The organism is Pedobacter kyungheensis (assembly GCF_000812965.1).
In the GTDB taxonomy this organism is placed as follows: Bacteria; Bacteroidota; Bacteroidia; order Sphingobacteriales; family Sphingobacteriaceae; genus Pedobacter; species Pedobacter kyungheensis.
The window spans coordinates 15759-39641 of sequence record NZ_JSYN01000036.1 but is presented as its reverse complement, the minus strand read 5'-3'; the positions used below and the strand labels follow the sequence as shown (position 1 = coordinate 39641).

At 42.6% G+C, this 23883-nt stretch carries 12 protein-coding genes; all 12 read right to left on the bottom strand.

From position 1 onward, the window contains the following. Window positions 1-61 precede the first annotated feature (61 nt). The 12 genes from OC25_RS23720 to OC25_RS23660 all read right to left on the bottom strand — a co-directional run bounded on the left by OC25_RS23720 (window position 62) and on the right by OC25_RS23660 (window position 23881). Window positions 62-1882 carry a fasciclin domain-containing protein gene (locus OC25_RS23720; protein ID WP_039481791.1) on the bottom strand — a complete coding sequence of 607 codons (1821 nt, stop codon included), beginning with the start codon at window positions 1880-1882 and terminating at the stop codon, window positions 62-64. Window positions 1883-1891: 9 nt separating this feature from the next. Continuing rightward, window positions 1892-3382 (bottom strand): RagB/SusD family nutrient uptake outer membrane protein, encoded by a 1491-nt coding sequence (locus OC25_RS23715; protein ID WP_039481788.1) that lies wholly within the window; start codon window positions 3380-3382, stop codon window positions 1892-1894. Between the two features lie 11 nt (window positions 3383-3393). Beyond that, a complete protein-coding gene (locus OC25_RS23710) occupies window positions 3394-6645 on the bottom strand; it encodes a SusC/RagA family TonB-linked outer membrane protein (RefSeq protein WP_039481786.1) in 3252 nt (1083 codons plus the stop codon). A gap of 6 nt (window positions 6646-6651) precedes the next feature. Continuing rightward, the gene (locus OC25_RS23705; protein ID WP_167335434.1) at window positions 6652-8844 is read right to left on the bottom strand and encodes a fasciclin domain-containing protein; all 2193 of its coding nucleotides are present in this window, start codon (window positions 8842-8844) and stop codon (window positions 6652-6654) included. Window positions 8845-9561: 717 nt separating this feature from the next. Next, entirely contained in the window at window positions 9562-12330 is a 2769-nt protein-coding gene (locus tag OC25_RS23695) for a glycosyl hydrolase (RefSeq protein WP_052266420.1), read from the bottom strand. A 4-nt stretch (window positions 12331-12334) separates the two neighbouring features. Continuing rightward, window positions 12335-12643, bottom strand: coding sequence for an L-rhamnose mutarotase (gene rhaM, locus OC25_RS23690; RefSeq protein ID WP_039481778.1), 309 nt, complete (start codon window positions 12641-12643; stop codon window positions 12335-12337). A 380-nt stretch (window positions 12644-13023) separates the two neighbouring features. After that, window positions 13024-15477 (bottom strand): glycoside hydrolase family 31 protein, encoded by a 2454-nt coding sequence (locus OC25_RS23685; RefSeq protein ID WP_039481776.1) that lies wholly within the window; start codon window positions 15475-15477, stop codon window positions 13024-13026. Between the two features lie 2 nt (window positions 15478-15479). Next, window positions 15480-17981, bottom strand: coding sequence for a glycosyl hydrolase 115 family protein (locus OC25_RS23680; protein ID WP_039481773.1), 2502 nt, complete (start codon window positions 17979-17981; stop codon window positions 15480-15482). Window positions 17982-17984: 3 nt separating this feature from the next. Next, window positions 17985-19109 carry a glycoside hydrolase family 88/105 protein gene (locus OC25_RS23675; RefSeq protein WP_039481769.1) on the bottom strand — a complete coding sequence of 375 codons (1125 nt, stop codon included), beginning with the start codon at window positions 19107-19109 and terminating at the stop codon, window positions 17985-17987. 21 nt (window positions 19110-19130) lie between these two features. Beyond that, a complete protein-coding gene (locus tag OC25_RS23670; RefSeq protein WP_039481810.1) occupies window positions 19131-22034 on the bottom strand; it encodes an exo-beta-1,4-galactosidase in 2904 nt (967 codons plus the stop codon). A 94-nt stretch (window positions 22035-22128) separates the two neighbouring features. After that, window positions 22129-22920 carry a rhamnogalacturonan acetylesterase gene (locus OC25_RS23665; RefSeq protein WP_039481765.1) on the bottom strand — a complete coding sequence of 264 codons (792 nt, stop codon included), beginning with the start codon at window positions 22918-22920 and terminating at the stop codon, window positions 22129-22131. Between the two features lie 193 nt (window positions 22921-23113). Beyond that, entirely contained in the window at window positions 23114-23881 is a 768-nt protein-coding gene (locus OC25_RS23660; RefSeq protein ID WP_039481761.1) for a rhamnogalacturonan acetylesterase, read from the bottom strand. Between the last annotated feature and the right edge of the window lie 2 nt (window positions 23882-23883).

Genomic DNA, 23883 nt, shown 5'->3' with positions numbered 1-23883 from the left:
AAAAGTTTTTAATGGTAATGACAAATTGTTTTGCCAGGCCTGGTTACCTGGCAAAATTTTGCTAAGGTTTAGGAAACTGATAGCCTTGTGTTGAAAAACGTGGATAGTTTTGATCCGCATCTACCGGGATGAAATGAATCATATCCAGCCAGGTAAAGCTATTAGAGCCCAAACCGGTGCTAATTACCGTTAACCTGATCCAATGCCTGTCTGTTGTTCCGATATCAACGGTACCAGCCAGCCTGCCCACATTCAAATCCCAACCGGTGGTGTTAATTTGCAATCCGCCTTTAACGGTTGTACCATTTACCACTACACTTTCTGCAGTAGTGGCCATGTAGCGTTTAAAGCCATTGGTTAACATTAACGGATCGGCAGAAGCCAAAGCTGCAGTACTACTGGTAACACCCGATGAGCCCAGTGATTGTCTGAAATCGACGATATTCGGTAAAACCTGTTCTCCTGCCCTGCCCACATCTACACCAACCTGATAAGCACAGGCACTGCTGTTTGAGGCATAACAGATCCACACCTTGTATTTACCTTTAACCAACATTGGGGTTTTTAATTCAATCCACTGTGCCCTGGCCGTGTTGGTTCCCATGGATAGGTTAAGCATATCGTTGGCATTGTATTTACGGGTGCTGCCCGGAACAATTACATAGTCGTAATTTTCAGGTGTTGTGGTTTTTGATGGATTGTTAAAAATCAATCCGCTTAAAACGCTGGCTCCATTGGCAATTAATGGTATTGTTGCAGCTGCAGTACCTCTCCATTTCGGGTTAGCCCTTAGTTCGGGCTGATCGCATACATCGAAATAAACCGGAATCTGCAGGCGTACTTTAATGGTAAAAGGCTTTTTAGCTTCATGCAACACACCATTAGCCGTTGTAACATCGCTGTAAGTCCTGTTAATTTCTACACCGGGTTCTACTACGCCATTGTACTCATCTTCGTTTAATAAAATTTTCTGACCTGCAAATTTGGTGGTGATAATTTCTTTTGGTGCCAGTGTGTAAATAGCCGGACTGGTAATAATATCTGGCGTATAACTTGGTCCGGTTGAAACGTGATAAGCCATGTACAACCACAAACTATCGGCATGGCTTTTCGGATCGCCCGTTTTGGAATAGCGCGCTTTAAATGCAGCGTAATTGGCATAACCCGCCGCAACCAGGGCCGAATCAGACTCGAGAATAACGGTCTGAAATCTGCGCGTAGTATCTTTAACCGCAGCTTGTGCAACATTTAAAGAATCGTAAAAGCCTGTTTCTTTTAAGGCCTGGGTAAAATATTTATAACGCCCACTGGCTTCGATCATGGCGGCGGATGTTAGCGTAACCGGAATAAGCACATGATCAATTACGTGGATAATGCCATTACCCACCCTTACATTGGATTGGGTTATTTTGGCTAGTTTATTTACGATATAGTTACTTTCGCCACCTTCATTTTTAATTCCGGTTTGCAAATACTGACCGTAAAGTGTAATCTGCGCCAGTTTACCATCGGTAAATTTGTTGGTTGCTACAGTATCGGCCAGTAAGTGGATTTTCACAATATCTTTGGCTTCTTCAACTGTTAAATCGGAAACCGAATTTTTACCCCTGGTTTTTAACCAGGCCGTTACCGCATCATTGGTTGGGGTAAACAGGGTATATTTTCCGTAAGCGCCCAAAAAGCCTGCAGTACCCGATTGCTCCACAATCTGTTTCATGAGCGAGAATTTGGCCGGAAATTTATCCAGGTAGCCGGTAATGTTTACATCATCATTAGTTGTTTGTGTATAAGATTCTCTTTTACACGCACCGATAAGCGCAATACTGAAAGCAAAAACAATTGCTCCTACGATGAGACTGCGAACATTGAAATTATTTTTCATGATGCTTAATTATTTAGTGTAAAATGGATTTTGAACTAATTTTGAATCTGCAAAAAGTTCAGTATCGTTTATTGGCAGATAGTGACTGTTAACATCTTTAAATTTGGTCATGGCAGATTGCTGTACCGCTGATGATACTGTTCTGGAAACCATATCCAATAAGATGTTAATCCTTCTGTAATTATCGCGTTTTGACATTCTGAGCACATCGTACCAGCGTTTTCCTTCAAAAGCAAACTCACGTGCACGTTCTTCGAGTATAAAATCGCAAATACCATCAGGATCGCTGGTGTTTAACGATGGAAGTGTTACCGTACCTACATTGCGTTTGTTAACAATGGTATTTAAAATATCAATCGCTTCCTGCTCTCTACCTGGTGTTAAGGCCATGGCTTCTGCTTCCATCATCAGTACATCGGTAATGCGATAGGCCTGCCAGTTTACATACGAAGGGTTTTCTGTACCATATTTAATGATGTTCGAATCTGAGCCCCTGAAAAAAGTTCCATCGCCACGGATATCGTAATTCCGTGCCGGATCTATCGGATCGGGTACAAAAAGATCGGTTAAGAGATACGGAGAGGCTACAAAGCGCCTTCTTGACTGAATAAGCAGATTATAAAAAATATTATTTACCGCTCCGGTTGTTTGCTGGTTATTAAATTCGAATATGGTTTCGGTAGAACTGCCATTGTAAAACACGTTGTTGTACCAGCTTGCACCAGCATTTTGCATGGCAAATTTTTGCGAGCTGATTATTTTAGTACATTCGGCAATACAGGCACTGTAATTATCCATCCATAAATACACATCTGCCAGCAAGGCATTAACCCCGAATTTGGTTATCCTGCCTTTATCCGAAACCGTATTGCCATAAGTACTTACAGCACCTGCTTCGGCTTTTTTCAAATCGGCCACAATCTGGTTTAAAATAACGGCTGCTGTTGATTTAGGCAATTCTTCTAAATCGGTATCTTTTGATGAAGAAGTTAGTTTTAATGGCACATCGCGGTAGTTGCGAACCAGGTAAAAATACATCATGCTCCTGAGCGCCAATGCTTCGCTGAGGTAGGCATTTAATTGCGCATCGGTAAGCGTAGGATCGGTTTCTTTTACTGCAGGTGCAAAATCCAATACGGTATTACAGTAATTAATGGTGCGGTAAAAGGCATCCCATTTGATGGTGGTATTGCTCGAAACCAGGTTATTATCGAAAATATCTTTTTCTTCAGGGGAGCTCCCCGGCCCTAACGAAATCATATCGGCACGCATTTCGCCATACATAAACAGATACTCTGTTAAGGCCTTATCGTTAACGCCCGGAGGCGGGGCCAGCAAAGAGGTATAGCAACCGGCCACTGCCGCCTGAATATCTTCTTTGGTTTTCCAGAAGCCTTGTCGGGTAATCCCATCTCTGGGTTGTAAATCCAACCACTTTTTACATGAGCTGCTCATGATCAGCATCATAATTATGCCTGTGCTGTATATTATCTTTTTCATTTTATGGCTGATTAAAAATTAGCAGTTAAACCTAAAGTCACCGTTTTAATTGGCGGAGTGGTTGAGTTATCGATTACGGTAGAAAATGCCGTTAATTTTACCGGTACCTCAGGGTCCTGACCGGTATATCTGGTAAAGGTCAACACATTCTCCATCATCAGGTTGGCACTCAGGCTCTTCATACCGATTCTTTTCATGAAATTTTTACTGAAATCGTATTTCAGCGTAATGCTGCGCAAACGCAGGTAAGAACCATCTTCAATGTAGCGGTCAGAACCTAAATAATTGTAACCAACCGAATAAACTGCCCTTGGCATGTCGGTTACATCACCTTCAGCACGCCATCTTCTTAATACAGCTGTACTTTGGTTACTGAAACCATTCATATTGGTGGTATTGATTTTAGTGCCATTAATAATCTGATATCCGGTGCGGTAACTAAAATTGGCGCCAAAACGAATATTGCCATTAATGGTAATCCCGGTTCCGAAACCTCCGGTTAATTTGGGGTTACCATTTCCTAAATACACAATATCCTTATAGTCGATATTTCCATCATGGTTAATGTCTTCGTACATGGCATCGCCCGGCTGGAAAACATAATCAATTGAAGGATAAGCAAAACGCATATATACTTTCTGACCGTTAGGACCGATAATCTGATTTCCTTTTTCATCGAGCGCAACAGTCGAATTCAGGTCTTTATAAACGCCTTTAAATTTAAATCCGTAAAACGAACCAAAGGGGTTATTCTCCTGAATGTAAACCTTATACACATTATTAGAGGTTACTTTACCTTTGTTCTCTCTTGGATAAAGTGGCGAAATTTCGCGGATTATATTCTCATTGTGCGAGATATTGAAACTAAAATCCCATCTGAAATTTTTCTTTTTGATTATGGTACTGTTGATGTTAAACTCCCAACCCTGGTTATCCATGGTACCCACGTTCATATCTACCCCCGAATAGCCATTGTAGGTTGGGATGGCAATACCCGGATAAAAAAGGTCGCTGGTACGTTTGCGGTAGATGTCAAAATCCATATTGATGGCATTTTTGAACATATTTAAGGTTACCCCCAGGTTAGATTGTGCTACTTTTTCCCATCTCAGATCAGATAATTCGAGATTGCTGGAGTATACACCTGCCATCCCCAGATAACTGAAACCATAATTCTGGTAGGCGTTTAAATAAGTATAATCGTAACGTGGTGCATTACCTACAATACCGTAACTGGCCCTGAAACTCAAATCATCAATGTATTTTTGGGTGCGCTTCATAAAAGGCTCTCCCGATACCCTCCACCTTACCGAAGCAGAAGGGAATACACCATATCGGTTGTTAGGTCCAAATTTAGAGTTACCATCGCCCCTTACACCTGCATTGAGGATATAGCGGTCTAAGAACTTATATTGCGCATTTAACAACAAACCTACCGAACGGCTTTGGGCAAAAGATGAGTAAACAGAGCCTGCAGCATTGGTACGGCCATCAATAGATGGATCATCGAGATAAGACGAAGCGGTATTGGTGGCAAACATGCCCTGACCTGTTCTGCGGCTGTCGTTGCTGTCAAAACGTGCAAAGGCAATCAAATCATGTTTTTCGCCAAGCTTTGGTGTATAGGCCAGCGTTAAATTGGTTGCCATGGTAAAGCCATCGCCATCAATATCGCCAGCCGAATTTACCACTGCATCGGTAAATAACCTGCCGGTTGCAATTTGCGGCAAAAAGGTCTTGGTTTTAGAGTTATTGATGTCAACCTGGAAATTGGCATTAAGCCTTAAACGCTCCGGAATGATTTGATACTGTAAAGAGAATTTCGGAATTACCCTTTCGCCAATTTGGTGGTTACTGGCCGCATTTGCCATAGCCAGTGGATTATAGGTGCCCGGGTATGTACCTTGAGCCGTAGCCACCGGACTAAAATAGTTAGATGTTAAATTGCCGTACTCATCATACTCGTATACAGCCTGGTTGGGCATTTTCTGGTAAGCAATATCCCTTAAACGGGTACTGTACAGATTCTGGTTATCAACATGGGTATAAACGATATCGGCACTGAACCTGATTTTATTCGATACCTGATAATCGAGGTTTACACGTGCACTTAATCGGCCTAAGCTGGTTCCACGGGTGGTACCCTGCTGATCGAAATAGTTTACCGAAGCCCTGTATCTGGCTTTTTCGCCACCACCCGATATAGATAGGTTATGATCCTGAAGGTAACCAATTCTGGTAATTGCATTTAGCCAGTCGGTATTGTTGCTGTAGTTGAAAAAGTTGTACGGATCGTTAGGATCATATTGAAACTCTTTGGCAAACTCTGAAGTAGAAAACTGACGGCCGGCATTGTAAAACTCTTCCAGAATTAAGGTAGAGTACTGATTACCATTCAACATGGGGATGGCACTAGGCTGTTTCGAATACGAACCTTTAAAGTTGTAAGATATAGCCGGTGGCCCCATTACCCCGCGTTTGGTATTGATTACCAATACCCCGTTTGCAGCCCTCGAGCCCCAGATGGCGGTTGCAGCTGCATCTTTTAATACACTAATATCCTTAATATCGGATGGCGCTATATTTAACAGCTGCCCATAATTATTCTCATCTGATGTAGCAAAGTTGAAATCGGATGGAATGGAAATATCGTAAGGCATACCATCTACTACAATTAGCGGATCTACAGCACCATTGATTGAAGATGTACCCCGGATGCGGATCTGCATGGGTGCACCAGGATCGCCACTGCTTGCAGCAATATCCAAACCAGCCAAACGGCCCTGCAAGGCCTGATCGATAGAGGCCGCCTGCATGTCTTCCAGTTCTTTTGCATTAATGGTACCAATAGCCGAAGTCTGATCGCGTTTATCGATAGTCATACCGCTCCCATTATCGGTTTTAGCCTTCGAAACAATCTGCACCTCATCCATCTGGTTATCGGCCGGCTCTAACTGAAAGTTTATGATAGCCTTATCAATAGCAATAGGTGCGGTTGATTTGTATCCGATATAGGAAACTGAAATGCGGTAAGATTTATCGGCTACCGGTAAGGTATAATTTCCATCAATATCTGATGACACACCTTTGATTACCCGGCGGTCTTTATCAACAATTACCACCGAAGCACCAATAATGGGCTGTTTGTCTTTCTTGTCGATAATTTTCCCCTTCACGTAATTAATCTGCTGTGCATTGGCCATAAACGATGCCAGTAAAAAGCATAGCAAAACACTTAAGCCTAATGTATATTTTTTAGTCATATCCGGTTAGAATTGATATTTTAAATAGTTATTGATCTGATGGATTACCGCCCGGTTAGAGAGCACATTGCTCCGGTCTGTAGCGCCCAACAATACATTAACCGTACGGTTGGTTACATCTTTTACCATTAAGCTGGTGGTGGTATTAATGGTTACGGTTACTTTAGCAGCATCGCCACCATCATTTTTCAGCAGTGATTCAAACTCCCCTATTTTCTGTCCATCGCTAACAAAACTGCTTTTGTTAATAATATGGTATTGAATAAACTTGCTCACTTTGGTTACGTCAAGTCCGTCGGTTGGGGCAAAATTGGGTACGCCTAATGATGCTGCACCTGTTGAAGGCAATAAACCATCTTTTACAGCTTGTACTATTGCCGCATTTGTAGGGATTAAGAAAGTGTAAAAAACACCATCCGTGATGCCGCTTATGGCACCCGTTGCCGGGGTGTACAATATGCTGCCTTTCAGGTACTGGAAAAAGTTGTAATAAGGATCGGTTGGTAAAGTACCATATTTCTCGATGTGTTTGCTGATGGGTAATACGGTATAAGTAAGGGCTTCTTTGCCATAAACCGCTGCTCCATTAACCGGTGTAGTACCTATTGAATCGACCGGGATGGTTTGTTTGGCCACTACTGTACTGTCCTGTGTACCTGCTGAAAGTAATTTTCCGGCTGCATATTTAACATATTCGCCATTCGAAGCTTCTAAAATGCCCGAACCTGTTGCAAAATTTGGAATGGCACGGTCGCCAAGCGGAATAATATGGGTTTGCAAAATACGTCGTAACGCAACCAAATCACCTCTTATCGGGGCCGATGCATAAAAAGGATCGTAATTAAATCCCATTTTCCTTAAGGTTACATCGGGGATCATAACTACAACATAGCGCAGGCTTGGTGTTTTAAGTGCTGTGGTTAAGCCAAAATAAAGGAGCGCCTGTTTCATTACACTGTAATCGGGATCGAGGTTAATGTTACCGTAAACGGTAGAGAATACACTCGCATCCTGGGCTTTATTTATACCATATAAAAAGCCATTGCTCAATGCCTGTTTATCAACCACATCAGCAGTTGTGCGGGTAGTCATATCGTTGAGAAAGTTAGGCGTAGTAGAAAATTTACTCGGCCAAACGGTGGTGGTAAAGAGATGTGAGTTCACAAAATCCTTAATCACATCGGGTGCTACTACGTATAAATCGTTGAGGTTGTTTACTCCTTTTTTCTTCCAGTATTTAAGCAAAACCTTTTGTGCATACGCGTTAACGGCATCGTTGGTAGGCGCAAATATGCTGTAAGAACCTTGCTGGGCATCGTTGGCATCAACTTTTAAGTAATTTTCATTATTGGGCGAAAAAGCCAGTAAAGTACTGTAGGTTTTGGCGTAAACATTAGCTGCTTTACCGGTAAGTACCTCGTAACGGTGAGAGATATCGGTATTTAAAGAATAGGTTACAAACTTATCAAGCAAACCTTTAAAAATGCTGTAATCGGCTTTTTCATTAATGTACTGATCGATACTCTGCGGAGGTGTTAGCACACGGTCGACAATGTGAATTACGCCGTTTTCGGCAATGATATTTTGCTGCCCGTCTACCAATCTGGCTGCACCAATATTACTGCCATTGTAGCTGCTGTTGGGATAGAAAAAATTGTAATCTGCCGCAGAAAGCGTATTAAACGTCATGTAGGGCGACAAAAAATAAGTGATACTCTTATTATTAAAATCGGTTGAGAGGTACGAACCGTTGCGGTTGGCTGCAATTACTTTAATGGCATTACCGCTATTGTCTTTACCATCGTAAACAAAATCGTAATACACGGTCCTCCTCCTGAATGCATTATTCTTAACGAATCCTTTAACAGAGAAAAAGTCGCTCAGGCGCTCTACCTTTTCGCCATCGTAAATCATCGAATAGCGCACAATTTTTGAAGCAAGATCAGCGCTGATCTCAGTTAGGTTGTTATCCTTTAAGTAGGTAGCAAAAGCTTCGTCGGTTGGCGCAAAAACAGTCCACGAACCAGCTGCACTTAACGTTTCTTTATAACCGGCCTTATCTACACAGTCTAAAAACTTAGTGAAATTACCTTTGGCCTGAAGCTGTTGATAAATCGGATCGCCCAGGTTTTCGGGACGGCCATAAAATTGATCAAATTCCTTTTTCCGGCAACTGCTCAGAAAAAAGATAACTGTCAAAAAGACGATTAAAAATCTGGGAAAAGTGATACGCATAGCAATCTTATTGGATAACGGCCATTAAAAATTCGGGGCAATAAAAAGCTAGGTATCTAAATCAATTAGAAGTTGGCAGAGGTGAGAATTGACTAAAAAAAGATGCGTAGATTTTTATTACATAGAATGGTATTAACGTTCGTTAATTAATTTTTGGTTAAAAGGTTATCTGGTTAGAAAAATTATTTCTTAAATATAAAAACGTGCAGTAAAAATCCCATCCTGTACTATCCTGCCTTTTTATTGTAAAATATTAGCATGAATACAAAACACTCCTGTACAGCCAACTAAATCGATTAATGATTGCTAAAATTAATTTGTTAAATATTTTTCGACTGATTACGCATACAGATTTTTAACAAAAGTTGTGGATATAGATTAAGGCTGATTAGCCTTTTTACCGCATTAAGATTGCCAGTCAAGCTGGCAATGACGGTTAGTGATAAGAGGATTGCAAATGCGTCTACAAGGTAATTGTGGTCAGCCGGCTTCTCCGGCAGAAAAAGCTGGCTATCAATGACAGATCCCAATAGAAATTCATCGTTGCAAGAAGGAACTACAAAGCCAGCCTGCAGCAGGCAGGTCATCTTACAACATTGATCTATAGCAACCGCTTTAAGATTGCTTCGCCGGCTGAAAAAGCCGCCTCGCAATGACGGTGAAGGCTTAAATCCAGTCCTACTAATAATAAGCCGTAATGGTTACCGGTCCGATTAATCCCGAAGGCATAACTGCCCAGTTTGCGGCATCGAAATCTTTATAATTGATATTTACGAAATTGATTTCGTGGTAATTGCGCCATTGAATTTTCTTAATATCCATATCCCGTATGCGGTTAGCCATTAAATTAACCACTTCTATTTTAATGGTATTATTACCTGGCTTAAGGTATTTGCCAATGCGGGTCTGAAAAGGAATACTCCATAAAATACCCACCTCTTGTCCGTTAATCCACACCCTTGCACTTTCATCAACCTGGTTGAGGTTAAGCAGATATTCTTTGGCTGTTTTTTCCTTTAAATCGAAGCTCGAACTGTACACACCAGTACCAGAAAAAGCCTGCAGTTTGGGGTCACTTAGCGCTGTCCACGATACCAGTTGACTGAGCTGCTGATCGGCAGGTATTTCTGGTCCACCGGCAGTAAAATGTAAATTCCAGGGTTTGGTAATAACCATTGGATCAGCGGCCTTATTCAGGTAAAGCCAGGGTTTATTTCCGGTAAAATTAGCCGCGAGCTGTAAAAACAGCGCCTCGCCCGATTTAAGCTGTACCCGTACTTTGCCGTTTTCAACAGCAGCTAACCCTGTGGCCGTACTTTGCGGATCCAGAATTAATGCTACCCCAGTCTCGTTTAAAGGCACATAGGTATCGATATCATTAGCCGTATGGTTAACCAGGTAATAGTATTTTCCGGTAGTGGTTTTTCTCCTAATGAACTGCAAACCTGTATCGGTTAATGTTTCGCGGTTTACACCAATTGATTGCAATCCTTTTTGTACATCGCTGGCCAGTATAATTTCACCTTTACCGGTTTTAAAGGTTTTAATGCCGTTTTTATCAGTAAAAACCAGTTTGGCTAAAATAGATTTAAATTGGCTCCGCCTTACACTCAGATTATTTAAACCAGGTACATCTTGTGGTAAAGCCTGAAAAATTACCTTGGCGCCGTTATTGGCCAGCTGTATAATGTTGTTTAAAGTTTCAACGCTCATCATTTCGCATTGCGGAACCAGCAATACCTGATAAGGAGCCGCTGCATTACTGGTGCTAATTAACCGGCCATTTACTGTCGACTTTTTCAGCAACCTGTCTGATGCGAAATCATAAGCATAACCTGATTTGGAAAGCTCTTTGGCGATTTTATAAAAAGGTGTCGGGTATAGCCATTCATCAACATCGTGCACTTTCAGGGCCATATCCAAACCTTTGGCTTTATTCCAAACATCGTAAACCGGCCAGTAAATTAAAATTTCATTATCGGCCTGCCCGGCTTGAAGAATAGACTGACAGCGTGCAATGTAATTGTTTAATCCCTGTGCCTGTGGCCACAAGCTGTTATTCGGGTTCATTTCTACCGAGGCATAAAATAACCAACCTGGCCAGGGCACATTGGCTGGCGAGTTGGTGGTACCGTGATAAAAAACATGGTTAATGCCCGATAAAAATAGTTGCTCTACTTCTGGTTTGCACTGCGAAAACGAAGTTTTAAAGTGTTCGGTAAGCCAGGTAAATGTCTCTGAAGAAATGAGTTTTTTACCTCCGGTATGACCTGCTGAGGAAGCAAATTTCGACATAATCGGATCAGGATCTACATTTCTGACATCACCTGGGTCGCGCCTTAGACCAGCTATTGGAAAGTAGCTCGAACCAAAAATTTCTGTCTCGGGAATATCAACTGCTCCATATAAATCGAGCAGGTTACCCGGCGAGCCGTGCGATTGGTTTTTGGTTTTAGCTTGAAGTCCGTGTGCCCAAGCAGTCCAGTTTTGGGTAAAATTATGGAGCAAAAGTTCATCCATCGTTTCCCGGTAATCAGATTTTAAACGGGCCAGGTTTTCGCCGGTCGAATCTTTGCTGGCTAAATCTTTAAGGTAACCAGCCAAATCATAACCGCGGTTTCTTCTAAATTCCTGAAAAAATGTGGGTGTCCAGGTAGCGCCGTAAACTTCGTAACTATCATTAAAAAACGACCTGATTCCCTGAGGTTTGTTGTTAAAGGCATCTGTAAACCTTTTCAGGTAAACATTAACTGAGTTTTTATCCAGATGATCTAAAGTAAAGCCTTCACCACCCGGGGCGGCACGTTTAACCATTTGCCTGGTTTTACCCGAAAATGCAGCATAAATATTCCAGGTACCACGATCGGGCGACCAGCTTAATTTCCCATCGGGTTGTACCTTCGAAAACAGATCGCGTACTTCGCCATTTTCGCTGTAAGCAGTTACCGCTTGCAATAATGCAAAATCCTGTTTAGCTTCTTTAATTTTAATCGCTTCGCTTAGCTTTTCGCCTGCTTTTAAGACATATTGTTGAATAACCAGCTTGGTTGCGGCATTTTCGGGCTTAATCTGCGGACCTCCAAAAGGCCAGCCGGTACCGGTATTCATATCTACGCCTAAACCTAAAGCATTTGCTTTGTTAACGGTATAATGCAAAGCATTCATCCATTCAGGCGATAAAAACTGCAGGTATTGCTTTTCATAGCCTTTAGCGCCGTAAATGGGGGTAATTTCTACACCGCCTAAACCCGCATCTTTATATTTTTGCAATACAATACTCAGATTCTGTTGGTCAACTGCATTTCCCATCCACCACCAGCGGGTCCAGGGTTTCATTTCCTTTTCAATAACCGGCCAGGTAACTGATTTTTTCAATGTTTTTTGCGCGTTTGCAGTACCTAAAAATAAGGTACATCCTAACAGAACAGTAAAGTATTTGTGTATTTGCATGTTTTTAAGCTAAGTGGAAAACCATTTCCAAGGGAAAAGTTTTTGGGGAATTATCTACATTTGTTTCCATAATATCGGCCATATAAGCCCACCATTTCTGAACAATCTGCGTGCTGCCCAAATCTTGAGATGAACTACCACTCTGTTGCTGTACGGCGAACAGGCTGTTCGTTTCCTCATCTAAAAATATAGAATAATCGCTTATCCCGCTTTCTTTTAACAAAGTAACCAACTCCGGCCAAATCTCGTCATGGCGCTTCTTATATTCTGCTTCAAAGCCTGGTTTAAGTTTCATTTTGAATGCAATTTTCATATTTAGTTTTATTTTGTTTTGATTCGTGTTGCAACGAATCGCTTTCACAGTACTACTTTTTTTACCACCAAGGCACGGAGTGCACAAAGTTTTTTTCTATTAGATCAACAACTTACATTCTCAGTCTGAGCCTGTTGAAGACCTTTCATTAATCGTCATGGTTCGTGTCCGCACGAACCATTATTTTAATTCACAGTCCACATCCCCATTCACATTTTCATTTTTTTTGCCACGGAGGCACGAAATGCACGGAGTTATTTCCTTCATAACTAACCTCCTCAGCTTGTCATCCTGAGCGGAGTCGAAGGACTATAAACATCCCCATGGTTCGTGTCGCCACGAACCATTATTTAACCCAAGTTGGCCATCTCTTTTTAAAATTAATTCACCCCAAAACTCAAATCTGCACCATTATCGCCTGCTGATTTAATCCAGAGTAACTTCGCATTTACATCATAATACCAACCACCTGACTGATTAAGCTGAGCCGCATTTTGCAATTGTTTTACTGTCACGCCATTTTCTGTAACGTTTTTCGGTACCTTCTGCCCCTGCCAGTGCACTTTAGCCAGGTATTGATGTTTAGCAGGCTTAAAACTTCCGGCAGGCCGGTTCACTTTAAGTGTAAAACCTGTTGATTTTAACGAAGCAGCTATGGTGGTTAAAGCAAAATCTCCCTTTTTATAGGCTGCACTTAAATTATCGTCTTCATAAAATTCATATTTCGAATCACCGTAAGGAAAAATGTCTAGCGTAATCACATCAACTGGTTTTTCTCCGGCATAAGTCATTTCGGGCTGCATCGGAATAATACTTCCGGCTTTAACAAAAAGCGGAAGGGTATCTAAAGGTGCCACTACATGATGGTAACTTTTACCTTCATATTTTTCGGCTGTCCAGTAGTTAAACCAGGTGCCTTCCGGCAAATAAACAGAGCGTGTGATGGCGCCTTTAGTGGTTACGGGCGCTACCATTAACTGATCGCCAAACATGTATTGATCGGCAATTTCGTAAACATTTTCATCGTCCTGGTGATTCAATACTAATGCCCGCATCATGGGGGTACCGTTTTTATATTGCTGGTGCATGGTGGTGTATAAATACGGGAATAAACGATAGCGCAGCAAATCGTATTTTTTGAAATTCCGAAGCGCATCATCGCCATATCGCCAGGGTTCTTTATAGCCCGGGTCATCCATCCCAAAGACCAGCGCAACCGGACTAAACATGCCAAACTGCACCCAGCGGATATACAATTCTGGATCAGCTGGATGCTCGAAACCGCCCATGCAATGCGCCCAGGAGCCTACGCCAGATAAGCCCACATTTAAACCGGCTTTAATTACCGGCGCAAAATATTGCCACTCACTGGGCCAATCGCCCGCAAAAATATATGGATAACGCTGTATACCGGCATACCCTTCGCGGGTTTGGTTCAGGCCTCTGAAGCCATTGAGTTTTTCAAATTCCAAAAAAGGCGCTTTGGCATAAGCGACCGGGAAAAGGTTATGCAAACGTTCGGCATCTTTACCGGTTGGCCCAACCTTATCACTCTCATTGGCCAGGGCACCAAATGCACTCCCTTCGTCGGTTTTAAGGAATTTGGCTCCGAGCTTAGCCACACGCATTACACCATTATCCCACCACCATTGTGCTGCCTGATCATCAAAAAAATTAACAAATTCACCGGGTTTTCCATTTTCAGGATAAGTATAACCCTTGGCCTGCGCCTGATCTAAAAGATTCAGTTTTTTAGCATTATCAAAACGTGGACGCAGGTGCAAGCCTACCATTTTGTAGTTCAGGGCATAAATACTGTCGAACATGGCTTTTGGATCTTTAAAAGTTTCGCGCCATTCGAAAGAGGTTGCTCCCTTTCCTCCTTTTTCACCAAACAGGCGCCAGGTCGAATCTAACCAAAGCAGGTCGACCGGAATACCCAGTTCCCTGTACTTTTTGGCCAGCTCTACTACATAGTGATCAGACGTTTTTTCTTCGTGGCCCCAGGTGCCACCGCTGTAGGTACCTGCATGCAGGCCTAAAGCAAACTGCGGCAACATAGGCGATTTACCCGTAATGTTGGTATAATGGTTTAAAATGGACAGGAAATTTGGTCCGTAAATGAAATAATAATCCAGTTCGCCATCGGCTGCCTTAAAACTGTACTGATCTTTTCTACCTGCCCCCATATCCCATTCGGTAGCAAAGGAGTTGTGCAGGAAAATGCCATAACCTTTTGTGCTCATGAAAAACGGAACCGGGCAATAATTGGCTTCGAGGATATTATAAGCACCAATAGCATGAGGCAAACCTTTACCGCGACCTACATTTAGCATCACTTTTTTAAAGCGGCGGTCCATAAAATCCATGCGTTCACCAAAGCCAAAAAAATGCTCATCGGCCTGTAGCTTTTTGGTAACGCTTACCGCAGTATTTTCTTTGCGCATAGCTTCACCAGATTCGCCGCTCAACAATTTGCCTTTAGCATCAAATACATCCAGTCTGAAAGGGCTTTTGTAAAGTTTAATACTCAGCTTTGAAGTATTGAGCAAAAAAAAGTCTTGCTGGTCCTGTACCTTAACCTGCACATCAGGCCACTGGTAATTAATGACCATCAGGTTTTCGTTTGCTTCAAATTTGCCGTTCCAGCTGGTTCTGATCCTGAAAACTTCAGGACTGCAAAATTCAAACCTCACTTCTCCTTTGGTAGTGAGGAAGGAAATGAGGTTACCCGTTTTTTTAAAACCACTTTTATAATTGCCAATACTTTGTGCTCGGGCAGCAGCACAGGTCAAAATCAAAGCGAAGGCCAAAGCCCAGATTCTTTTCATCATATTTATTTTATTTCCAACTGGTTAATCACCAAACCCGGATCGAGCAGGTAAATTTTAACCGTTGATTTTCCGGTTTTAGTAATCTCATACCGGGTTAAACCTGTAGCATAACCCTGCAATACATTCTGTTTCCAGATATTATTTTCTGAAGCAGGCGAAATGTTTACAATTTGCGGCTGATCGTTGTTCACGCTGATGGCATACCGCACTTTTACATCCTTATTTACACCCTGTGTGGGCAGGCATTTCACTGTAACCTGATGTTGCCCTATTGTCTTAAAGTCGACCTGATATACAGCATAGGCTGCATTTTGCAATGCGTTGTCTGCAACAGGTTTAGAGGTAAAGGGATAGCAGGAAATACCATCACCACCCATGCCCAGGCCTTTAATGCTTTGCAATGTTAGCCCTTTGGGCGCAGATTTTTCCAGGTACTGGCTGGCGCGAATAATGGTTTTATTTTCGGTCTCCACAGTAGCTTTTGTCGTACCCACAGGAGCTACTGACTCTGCTACCTTAGGCATTTTAAATACTGCCAGATCGCGGGGCTTCCAGCTCATCATGCCGTTCCATTTACCACCGGCAATTTCTTCATTGTATTTTTTGGTAATCAGCTGAATTTCTTCGAACGCTGCTTTAGCTTTTTGGGCGTAATCCAAAGCCGCCTGATCACCGTTTGCGGCTAATGCCAGGCTTTTCTGCGCATATAAAATCTTCTGGTTCATGAGCATGGCACCCTGAACGGGATAAAGGATCAATTCAAAATAAGCATCTTTCAAGCGAGCAGGTATTTTATCGTTTAAAGCCCTGGCTTCTGCATAAATCTTTGCATAAGCAGCTAAGCGTTCCTCAGCTTGTTCGCTGGTAAAACTTACGCTGCCCATGTGTTCGGGCTTGGCCTCGTGCCCCAGGCGGTAATAAACAGCCTTAATGTTGGCAATTGGTTTGGCAAATTCAGTTCCGAATGTTTCTGCCGCCCAGCTTTCTGCATATTGCCAGGCTTTTTCGGGTTTCCATTGGTCGATATCCCATGCCAGATCCATCGCAAACTGGGTTTCCATTTCGGCAGGTTTAATATCGCCCACATTAATTACCCATAACCGGTTGGCTTTATACTGGTAAGCTTTGGTGAGCTCATAAGAAATGAGTGATGGCGAAATAGACGAAAGCCACAGGTAATCCTGAGGTGCTCCCCAATACGAAATGTGGTAATACACTCCGCTTCCACCTGGCCTTTTTTGCTCTTCGGGATCGGAGAGCTGGCGGATATAGCCATGATTATCATCAGCCCAAACAATGGTCACATCATCAGGTAATTTTAAACCAGCCTGGTATAAAGACAAAACTTCTTTGTAAGGGCAGAAAATCTGCGGAATGCTATTTACGGGCTGTGTGATGTTTTTACTTAAAATGGTTCTTTGATCGGCAATTACTTCGCCAAGTAATTTTACCTTTTCATTTTTATCTTTTGGTCCCGGCATGCTGCCATCGTGAATGCCGCGCATACCAACGGTATAAACCGATTCGTAATTTTTAGCCTGCACTACCCGGTCGGTCCAGTATTTTTCAATTTCATTTTTGTTCAAATCGTATCGCCATTCTCCTGGCTTTTTACCATACTCGTGCTCAAAATTTTCGGCCCATTCAAATACGTTGTTGCGCAACATGGGCTCACAGTGACTTGAGCCTAAAACAATAGCATATTTATCGGCCATTACCGGATTATTGGCATAATGGTAAAAGGCTTTGGTAGAGGGATGCATGCCCGGCCAAATGTAATTGGCCTTTAACCTGAGTAGCAATTCGAATATTTTGGTATAAGTTTTAGGGCCAATATCTTTTACATCGGTATCCATCATTCTGGCCGCCCAGGGCTGGATTCCCCAGTCTTCGTCGTTGATAAATATGCCACGATATCTAACCGACGGCGATTGCACCAGGCTTTGAGCGGCCTGCACATAAAGGTTTTTCTTTCTGGCGGGCTTTACATCGGCCCACCAGCACAATGGCGAAACGCCAAAGTTTCGCGATAGTTCGAAAATGCCAAAGGCTGTACCACGCCTATCGCTACCGGCAATAACCAAGGCTTTTTTTACACCTTTAAACGGATTTTCGATTACTGAAATGCAGAAAGTTTCCCATTTGCCTCGCAGCACGGATTCATTTATTTTGCCCGTTTTAGCCAGCTGATCGATATAAGCTGATTGGCCCAATGTGCCAATAATAATGGGATAGGTACTTAGTGATGGACTGTTTTTCAATACTTCGGGGCTCAATCCCGTAAGCAAATGGATATCTCCTTTAAAAGCTTCGGCGGCGATGGCCACCACTTCAGCATCTTTTCCATCTATATAAATTGAAGCAGCTTTACCCGCATCAACAACGGGAAAAGCCAGCTGACTGTTCGTTTCAGTAACAGTGAGAACACCTTTTTGCGCCCAAATTTGTCCGGAGATCAAAAACAAGATCAATCCAGCTAAAAGAAACAGTTTCGACCACTTCATATGCTATCTTTTGAGCTTGTACACTTCGGTTCCGGCCAGTAAAAAGCAACCTAAACCATAATCTTCGAAATCGGGTACACTGGTATAGCTTACCGGCTGACCATCTTTTGGCTCCTTACCAGTACCTTGCAGGTAGCCAATAAAGCCATTCTTCTGAACCGCATCGCTGGTCATGGCATTCCAGGCTTTGGCGATAATGGGTAGGTAAGTTGCTTTATCTAAAATACCATGATTTACGCCCCAGGCCATACCATAAACAAACAATGCCGTACCCGAGGTTTCTTTACCTCCAAAATGAGTAGCATCGTGTAAACTCACATTCCAAAAACCATCGGTACGCTGAATGGGTACCAGCGCTTTAATCATTTCGTGAAAGGTTTTTAAATATTCCTTGCGGTGGGCTTCATTTTCGGGGATAGTTTCCAGTACCCTGGCCAGGGCGGCAACCACCCAACCATTACCCCTGCTCCAGTAGCAATCTTCGCCATTGGGTTCTTTGTAAGGCGGTACAAAATCTTTATCGCGCCACCAAAGACCATCCTTCGCATTGTACAAACCACCGCCTTCGGCATTTTTAGTGTGCATGTACATTTTATACATGTAACCATAATAAGCAGTATCGTTGTAAAGCTTGCCCAGTTTGGCAAAAACCGGCATCCCCATTTGGATGGCATCAATCCATGTCCAGTCATTTACCTTTCCCGATTGCATTACCAGGTCTATCGATGCCTTAATATCTTTGATGCGTTGGGGTTGATTATCGATCAGATAGAGATCAATGTAGGTTTGCCCACAAGCCTGATCGTCGGCATTTTTGGTAGTAATCCCATTTCTTAATCCCCAATTGTGCTTTTCGCCCCATTGTACAGCATAATCATAATATTCCTTTTTCGCATCAATCTGGTACAAACTCATCAATCCTTCGTAATAAACGGCCCTGGTCCAGATATTACTTGGTCTTTCCTTATTGGTGATGATAGATTTTCCGGCATCGGGCCACTTATTCATAAAGTAGGCATTGGTCTGCTGCAAAACCTTTAAAACCTTTGCTTTTGAAGGGATTTTTTGTGCGTACAACAAATTGCTTGCGGTTAGGACTAATGCTAAAATAGTGATGCTTCTTCTCATGATCTGTCTGGTGAAATTCAGTTAATTGGTTTTAGATTTTACTTTTAACTCGTCGGGGCTATCCTTGGTAAAGGTTTCGAACTGGAGTTTAGAGGGCGTTTCAAGAATATCCTGCACGGTGCTAAGGGGAACATCGAATTTCGGATTAAACTGATCTGAGCCCATATATTGCTGTAAACTGTAGTACAACTGCTGCGCGGCCGGCATACCCGTTAAACCTGGACCAAGGTTGGCACTCGAAACCAGTAGCTTTCCTTTGCCAACTTTAGCTTCGAAAACCATGGCCAAACGGCGGTTTAAAAACCAGGTATCTATGGGTTGCACCAGCGGCTTAAAGCCCGAAGGAAAATCTTCGAGATTCATAACCTGCGCTTTATTTACAATTTCCCACCACTGCATGTCGCTATGATCATCAGTCGGGAAGCTGGCAAAAGCAGCCTGTTTAGGATCGCAAAGGATACCCAAAGTATGTGGCGGGCGCATTTTAAACCAGGAAGTATTCCAGAAAACGGGTAAAAATGTTTGTACCACTTCTTTGCCCTTTACTACCTTGCCTGCAGCGTTAAAAAACACACTTCCGCCTGAGGCTAAAACTGCTTTGGCTTTGTCATCCAAACTGGTGCAATAATAAACCTCGTTTTTAACTTCCAGGATTTTGGCCGGGTAAACCCAGATGTTCCAGTCGTTGGCAAATTCGGTACCATTAATCAGCACTTCCAGGTTCAATTTGGTAGCTACTCTGATGGTATTCAATGGCACATTAAGCTCACCTATAGCAATGCAATTGGTAACGGGCAAGGTTTTAGGAGCAAAATCACCTTTAGCGACTAATGTACCGTTATCCGTTTTTAGTATCCATGAGAGTTTTGCATTTTCGATGGGTGCTTTGCCAAAATGGGCTACTTCTACCGCAGCGTTTAGGATTTCATCATTGGTAAAAACAAATTTCGAAACTTTTAACAAAGGTACTGTGCTATTAGAAAAGCGTTTAAATTCTTTAGCACTGATATACCCTTTTTCATCCCAAAAGGCGTCTAAAACACCTACCAGGGCAGTTCCCTGACCAGGATAATCATTAAGCGACAATAACTGGTAACCATTGTAATTTGGCGTTCTTAAGGCCTTTTCGATTTCATTTTTATAACACAAGGCCTGTAACTTACCCGATGCCATTAAAAAAGCATGTGCCTGATCGGCCATGTCATGGTCTTTTAAATCTTCCTGAAACAGCTCGAAGTTTTTTGCCCGGTACACGCCAGTATATTTTTTAATTTCGTCGAAATTCGGAAACGCGCAGTATTGTCCCATTTCATGGGCTACAAAAGGCACTTTAAATTGTTCGATCTGTTTAGCATAAGTTGATATACTTTCTGGTTTGCGCCCCCAGTCTAAGCCTCTTGCACCTGCACGCACCATAAATTCGTTATTGGGGATAACCGGCCAGCTGCCACCTACCGAAGCCCCGGTGTACAAACGTCTCGAGTCTTTAGCTTTCCAGTAATCGTTAAATTTGGTGAGGTATTCTACCTGGCGACCCCGCGGCTCGTTACCATAAGCCAGCATACAAAAAGAAGCATAATTGCCGTAGTTTTTGGCCATGCGGTTGGTTTCATCGTAAATAAACTGATCGATAGGTTTGCCATCGCCGATAGATGAACCATGATTGGCCCAGCTAGGCCCTTCGGGCTGCAGGTAAAACCCGATCTGATCGGCTGCGATAAATGCAGCTTCAGGAGGGCAAAACGAATGGAAACGCATGTGATTTAAGCCATGAGCCTTCGATATTTTAAAAATCCGTACCCACGCAGCAACATCCATTGACGGATAACCGGTTAACGGAAACTCGCAGTTGTTTACCGTACCGCGTAAAAACACCGGACGGCCGTTAATTTCGAAACTCCGGCCAACAGCCTTAAATTCGCGCATCCCAAACTGAACATTTTTCACCTCCTTTTTGCCGTCTTTGGAAATTAAAGTAGCAGTTAAACGATACAGGGCAGGATCAAACTCATCCCAGGTGACAATTTTATCGCCCATGGGCAAATTGATTTCCAAACTGCCTTCACCATTTGTAATTTGATAGGGAACTGTTACCGGCTTTACCTGAAGTACACTTTGGGTATTAAAACTGCTGGCATTGAGCGTAATTTTTCCGGTAGCAGACTGGTTTGCAGCCGCTTTAAGCTGAATTTTAACTTTTGCCGATTTATTTTTAAGGTTAGGATAAACCTGAATATCATCAAAATATACCGGCGAACCTGCTGTAAGCGTCATTTTACCCACCACCCCGTTCCAGTTGCCCTGGGTATGGTCTGTTAAACTGTGCGAATCCTGCCCTACATTGATGGCTTTAATGCGGTTATCGATCAATAAGGTGATGGTATGTTTACCTGCTTTTAGGTTTGCGGGCAGCTCAAATTGTTGTGCCACAACAAAGGTAAAGGCTGTGCCAATTTCAACATCATCAATCCATACCCGGGTTTCGGAATGTGGATATTCGAGAGACAAAACCATGCGCTTATCTTTCCAGCTGGCTGGAATTTCTACATCTTTCTGGTACCAGGCAGCACCGGTATAATGCCTGGCAGGGCTTAGCCAAAAGGGTATTTTAATATTGCCCGGCTTGCGGTATTTCTCCAAACGGGGATGGAAAAAGTAGGAACTATCGTAAATACTGCCCGTCCATTTGGTTTTCAGGGTAATTTCATCGCCCTTTAAATTTTCAGCCATTGATCCCGGCAAGGAAATCCTATCCGGAAGAACGCTATTGTACCATTTTCCTTTCAGCCCTTCATCTTTGGCATCTGTTTTAAAACGCCACTGTCCTGCAAGCGAAATACTTTGCGCACGGGTTTGGGCATTGCTCAACACAAGAAAAGCAAGGGCTATAAGTATTTTGAATATCCGGGGAAGTTGTATCTGCATAACAATCAGCGGTTGTAACCGCCCGTATTTGGTTAGGGTGTTAAAATAAGACAATAATTGCGACTAAGCGTCCTGTAGTATCCTGCTTCAAGGCCTATTTCAGGTAATTATTCAGTTTATTCTGCTTTAATTTTTTCAATCCCTCTACTACTGCAGCTGCATTTAATTTTGCACCGGCCTCGTTGGTGTGGGTATGGTCTTTTTCAGTAAAGAACGTCTTAACTTCGGCAGCACTTAAAGCGGCATATTTATCTTTAATGATCTGGTTTAAGGGGATAAAATCAATTTTTTCGGCTTTAGCTACTTCTTCTGCCCAGCTTGCATAACTATCGTTAGCCAAAACCACTTTATCATTATTTACCGGGTTACGCGGAATGGGCGAACAAATAATGGGTGTTGCACCTTTCGCTTTAACATCGTTGATAAATTTGCGCATGTACCAGCCGTAGGTATAAACGGTTTCCTGCTTTTTCTTAATGGGATTGTATGTGTCTTTGCTTTCCATACCAATTCCTTTTATGGTGCCACGTGCACGGGCAGTATCATCTAAAGGACTACTGTCGTTATGCCCGAACTGCATCATTACAAAATCGCCTTTTTTAATTTTCACCAGAACAGCATCCCATAAGCCATTGGTTTGGAAAGTACGGCTGCTGGTACCACCCAGCGCATCATTTTCGACTGTTATTTTTTCTTCGTCGAATAAATTACCGATGAAACTGCCCCAGCCCCATAATGAACCATCGCCTTTGCCTTTTCCGTTTTTCACGGTCGAATCGCCAATGAGAAACAGCGTCGGTTTGGAAGATTGTTTAAGGATTACGCAGGAAGAAAAGATGAAGAATGCGGTTAAAAGAAGAAGATTCAGGTATTTGGTTAATTTCATATTTGGTTTGTTTAAGTATCAAGTAATGGGTAGCAGGTATCAAGTAGCAAGTAATGAGTATCAAGTAGCAAGTATTATGTAGCAAGTATTAAGTAGTGAGTATCAATATCAGGAGGTTAGGATGGTGCTTAACCTCCTGTCTTTGGTCTTTCAGCTTTAGTCTTCGGACACCGGACTTTCGGACCTCCGACTTTTAGTCTTTCAAGTACTTTTTCAAATCACAATCCTTTAGCATTTTAATACCTTCTACTACCGATTGGGCGTTCACTTTTGCGCCTTCCAGGTTAGTGTGGGTATGATCGCCAGGAAAATATAACTTTACTTTATCGGGCCCTAATGCATCATATTTATCGGCGGTAATTTGATTGAGATCGATAAAACAGGCTTGTTCTTCTTTGGCTACCTCGGCTGCCCATTTGCCAAAATCGTTATTGGCACGCAGTACTTTGCCGTTTTTAAAGATATTTCGCGGAATCATCGATACCACAATTGGCGTAGCACCTTTTGCCTTGGTTTCGCGTACAAATTTGCGGATATACCAACCATAAGTATGTACGGTTTCCACTTTGCCATCAGGCCAGGTGAGCACTTTGGTTTCTTCACCTGTTCCTTTTAAGACGCCTCTTCGCCCTGCTTTTGTAGTATCAGGAGCGCTTCCATCGTTATGACCAAACTGCATGGTTACAAAATCGCCTGGTTTTAAAGTTTCCAAGACCTTATCCCAGCGGCCTTCTGAAAGGTAAGTACGGGTACTCCGGCCAGCCATAGCATTGTTTTCGACATGGATTTTTGTCGTATCGAAAAGCTCAGCAATAGGCGTTCCCCAGCCCCAGGTTTCTTTATTGGAATTGCGAACGGTAGAATCGCCGATAGTGTGCAGTGCCGGTTTGTGCGGTGCAACAAAAGCCAGACTGGCTACGGCAATGATTAGTGCAAATAAAATATGACTGTATTTTTTCATGA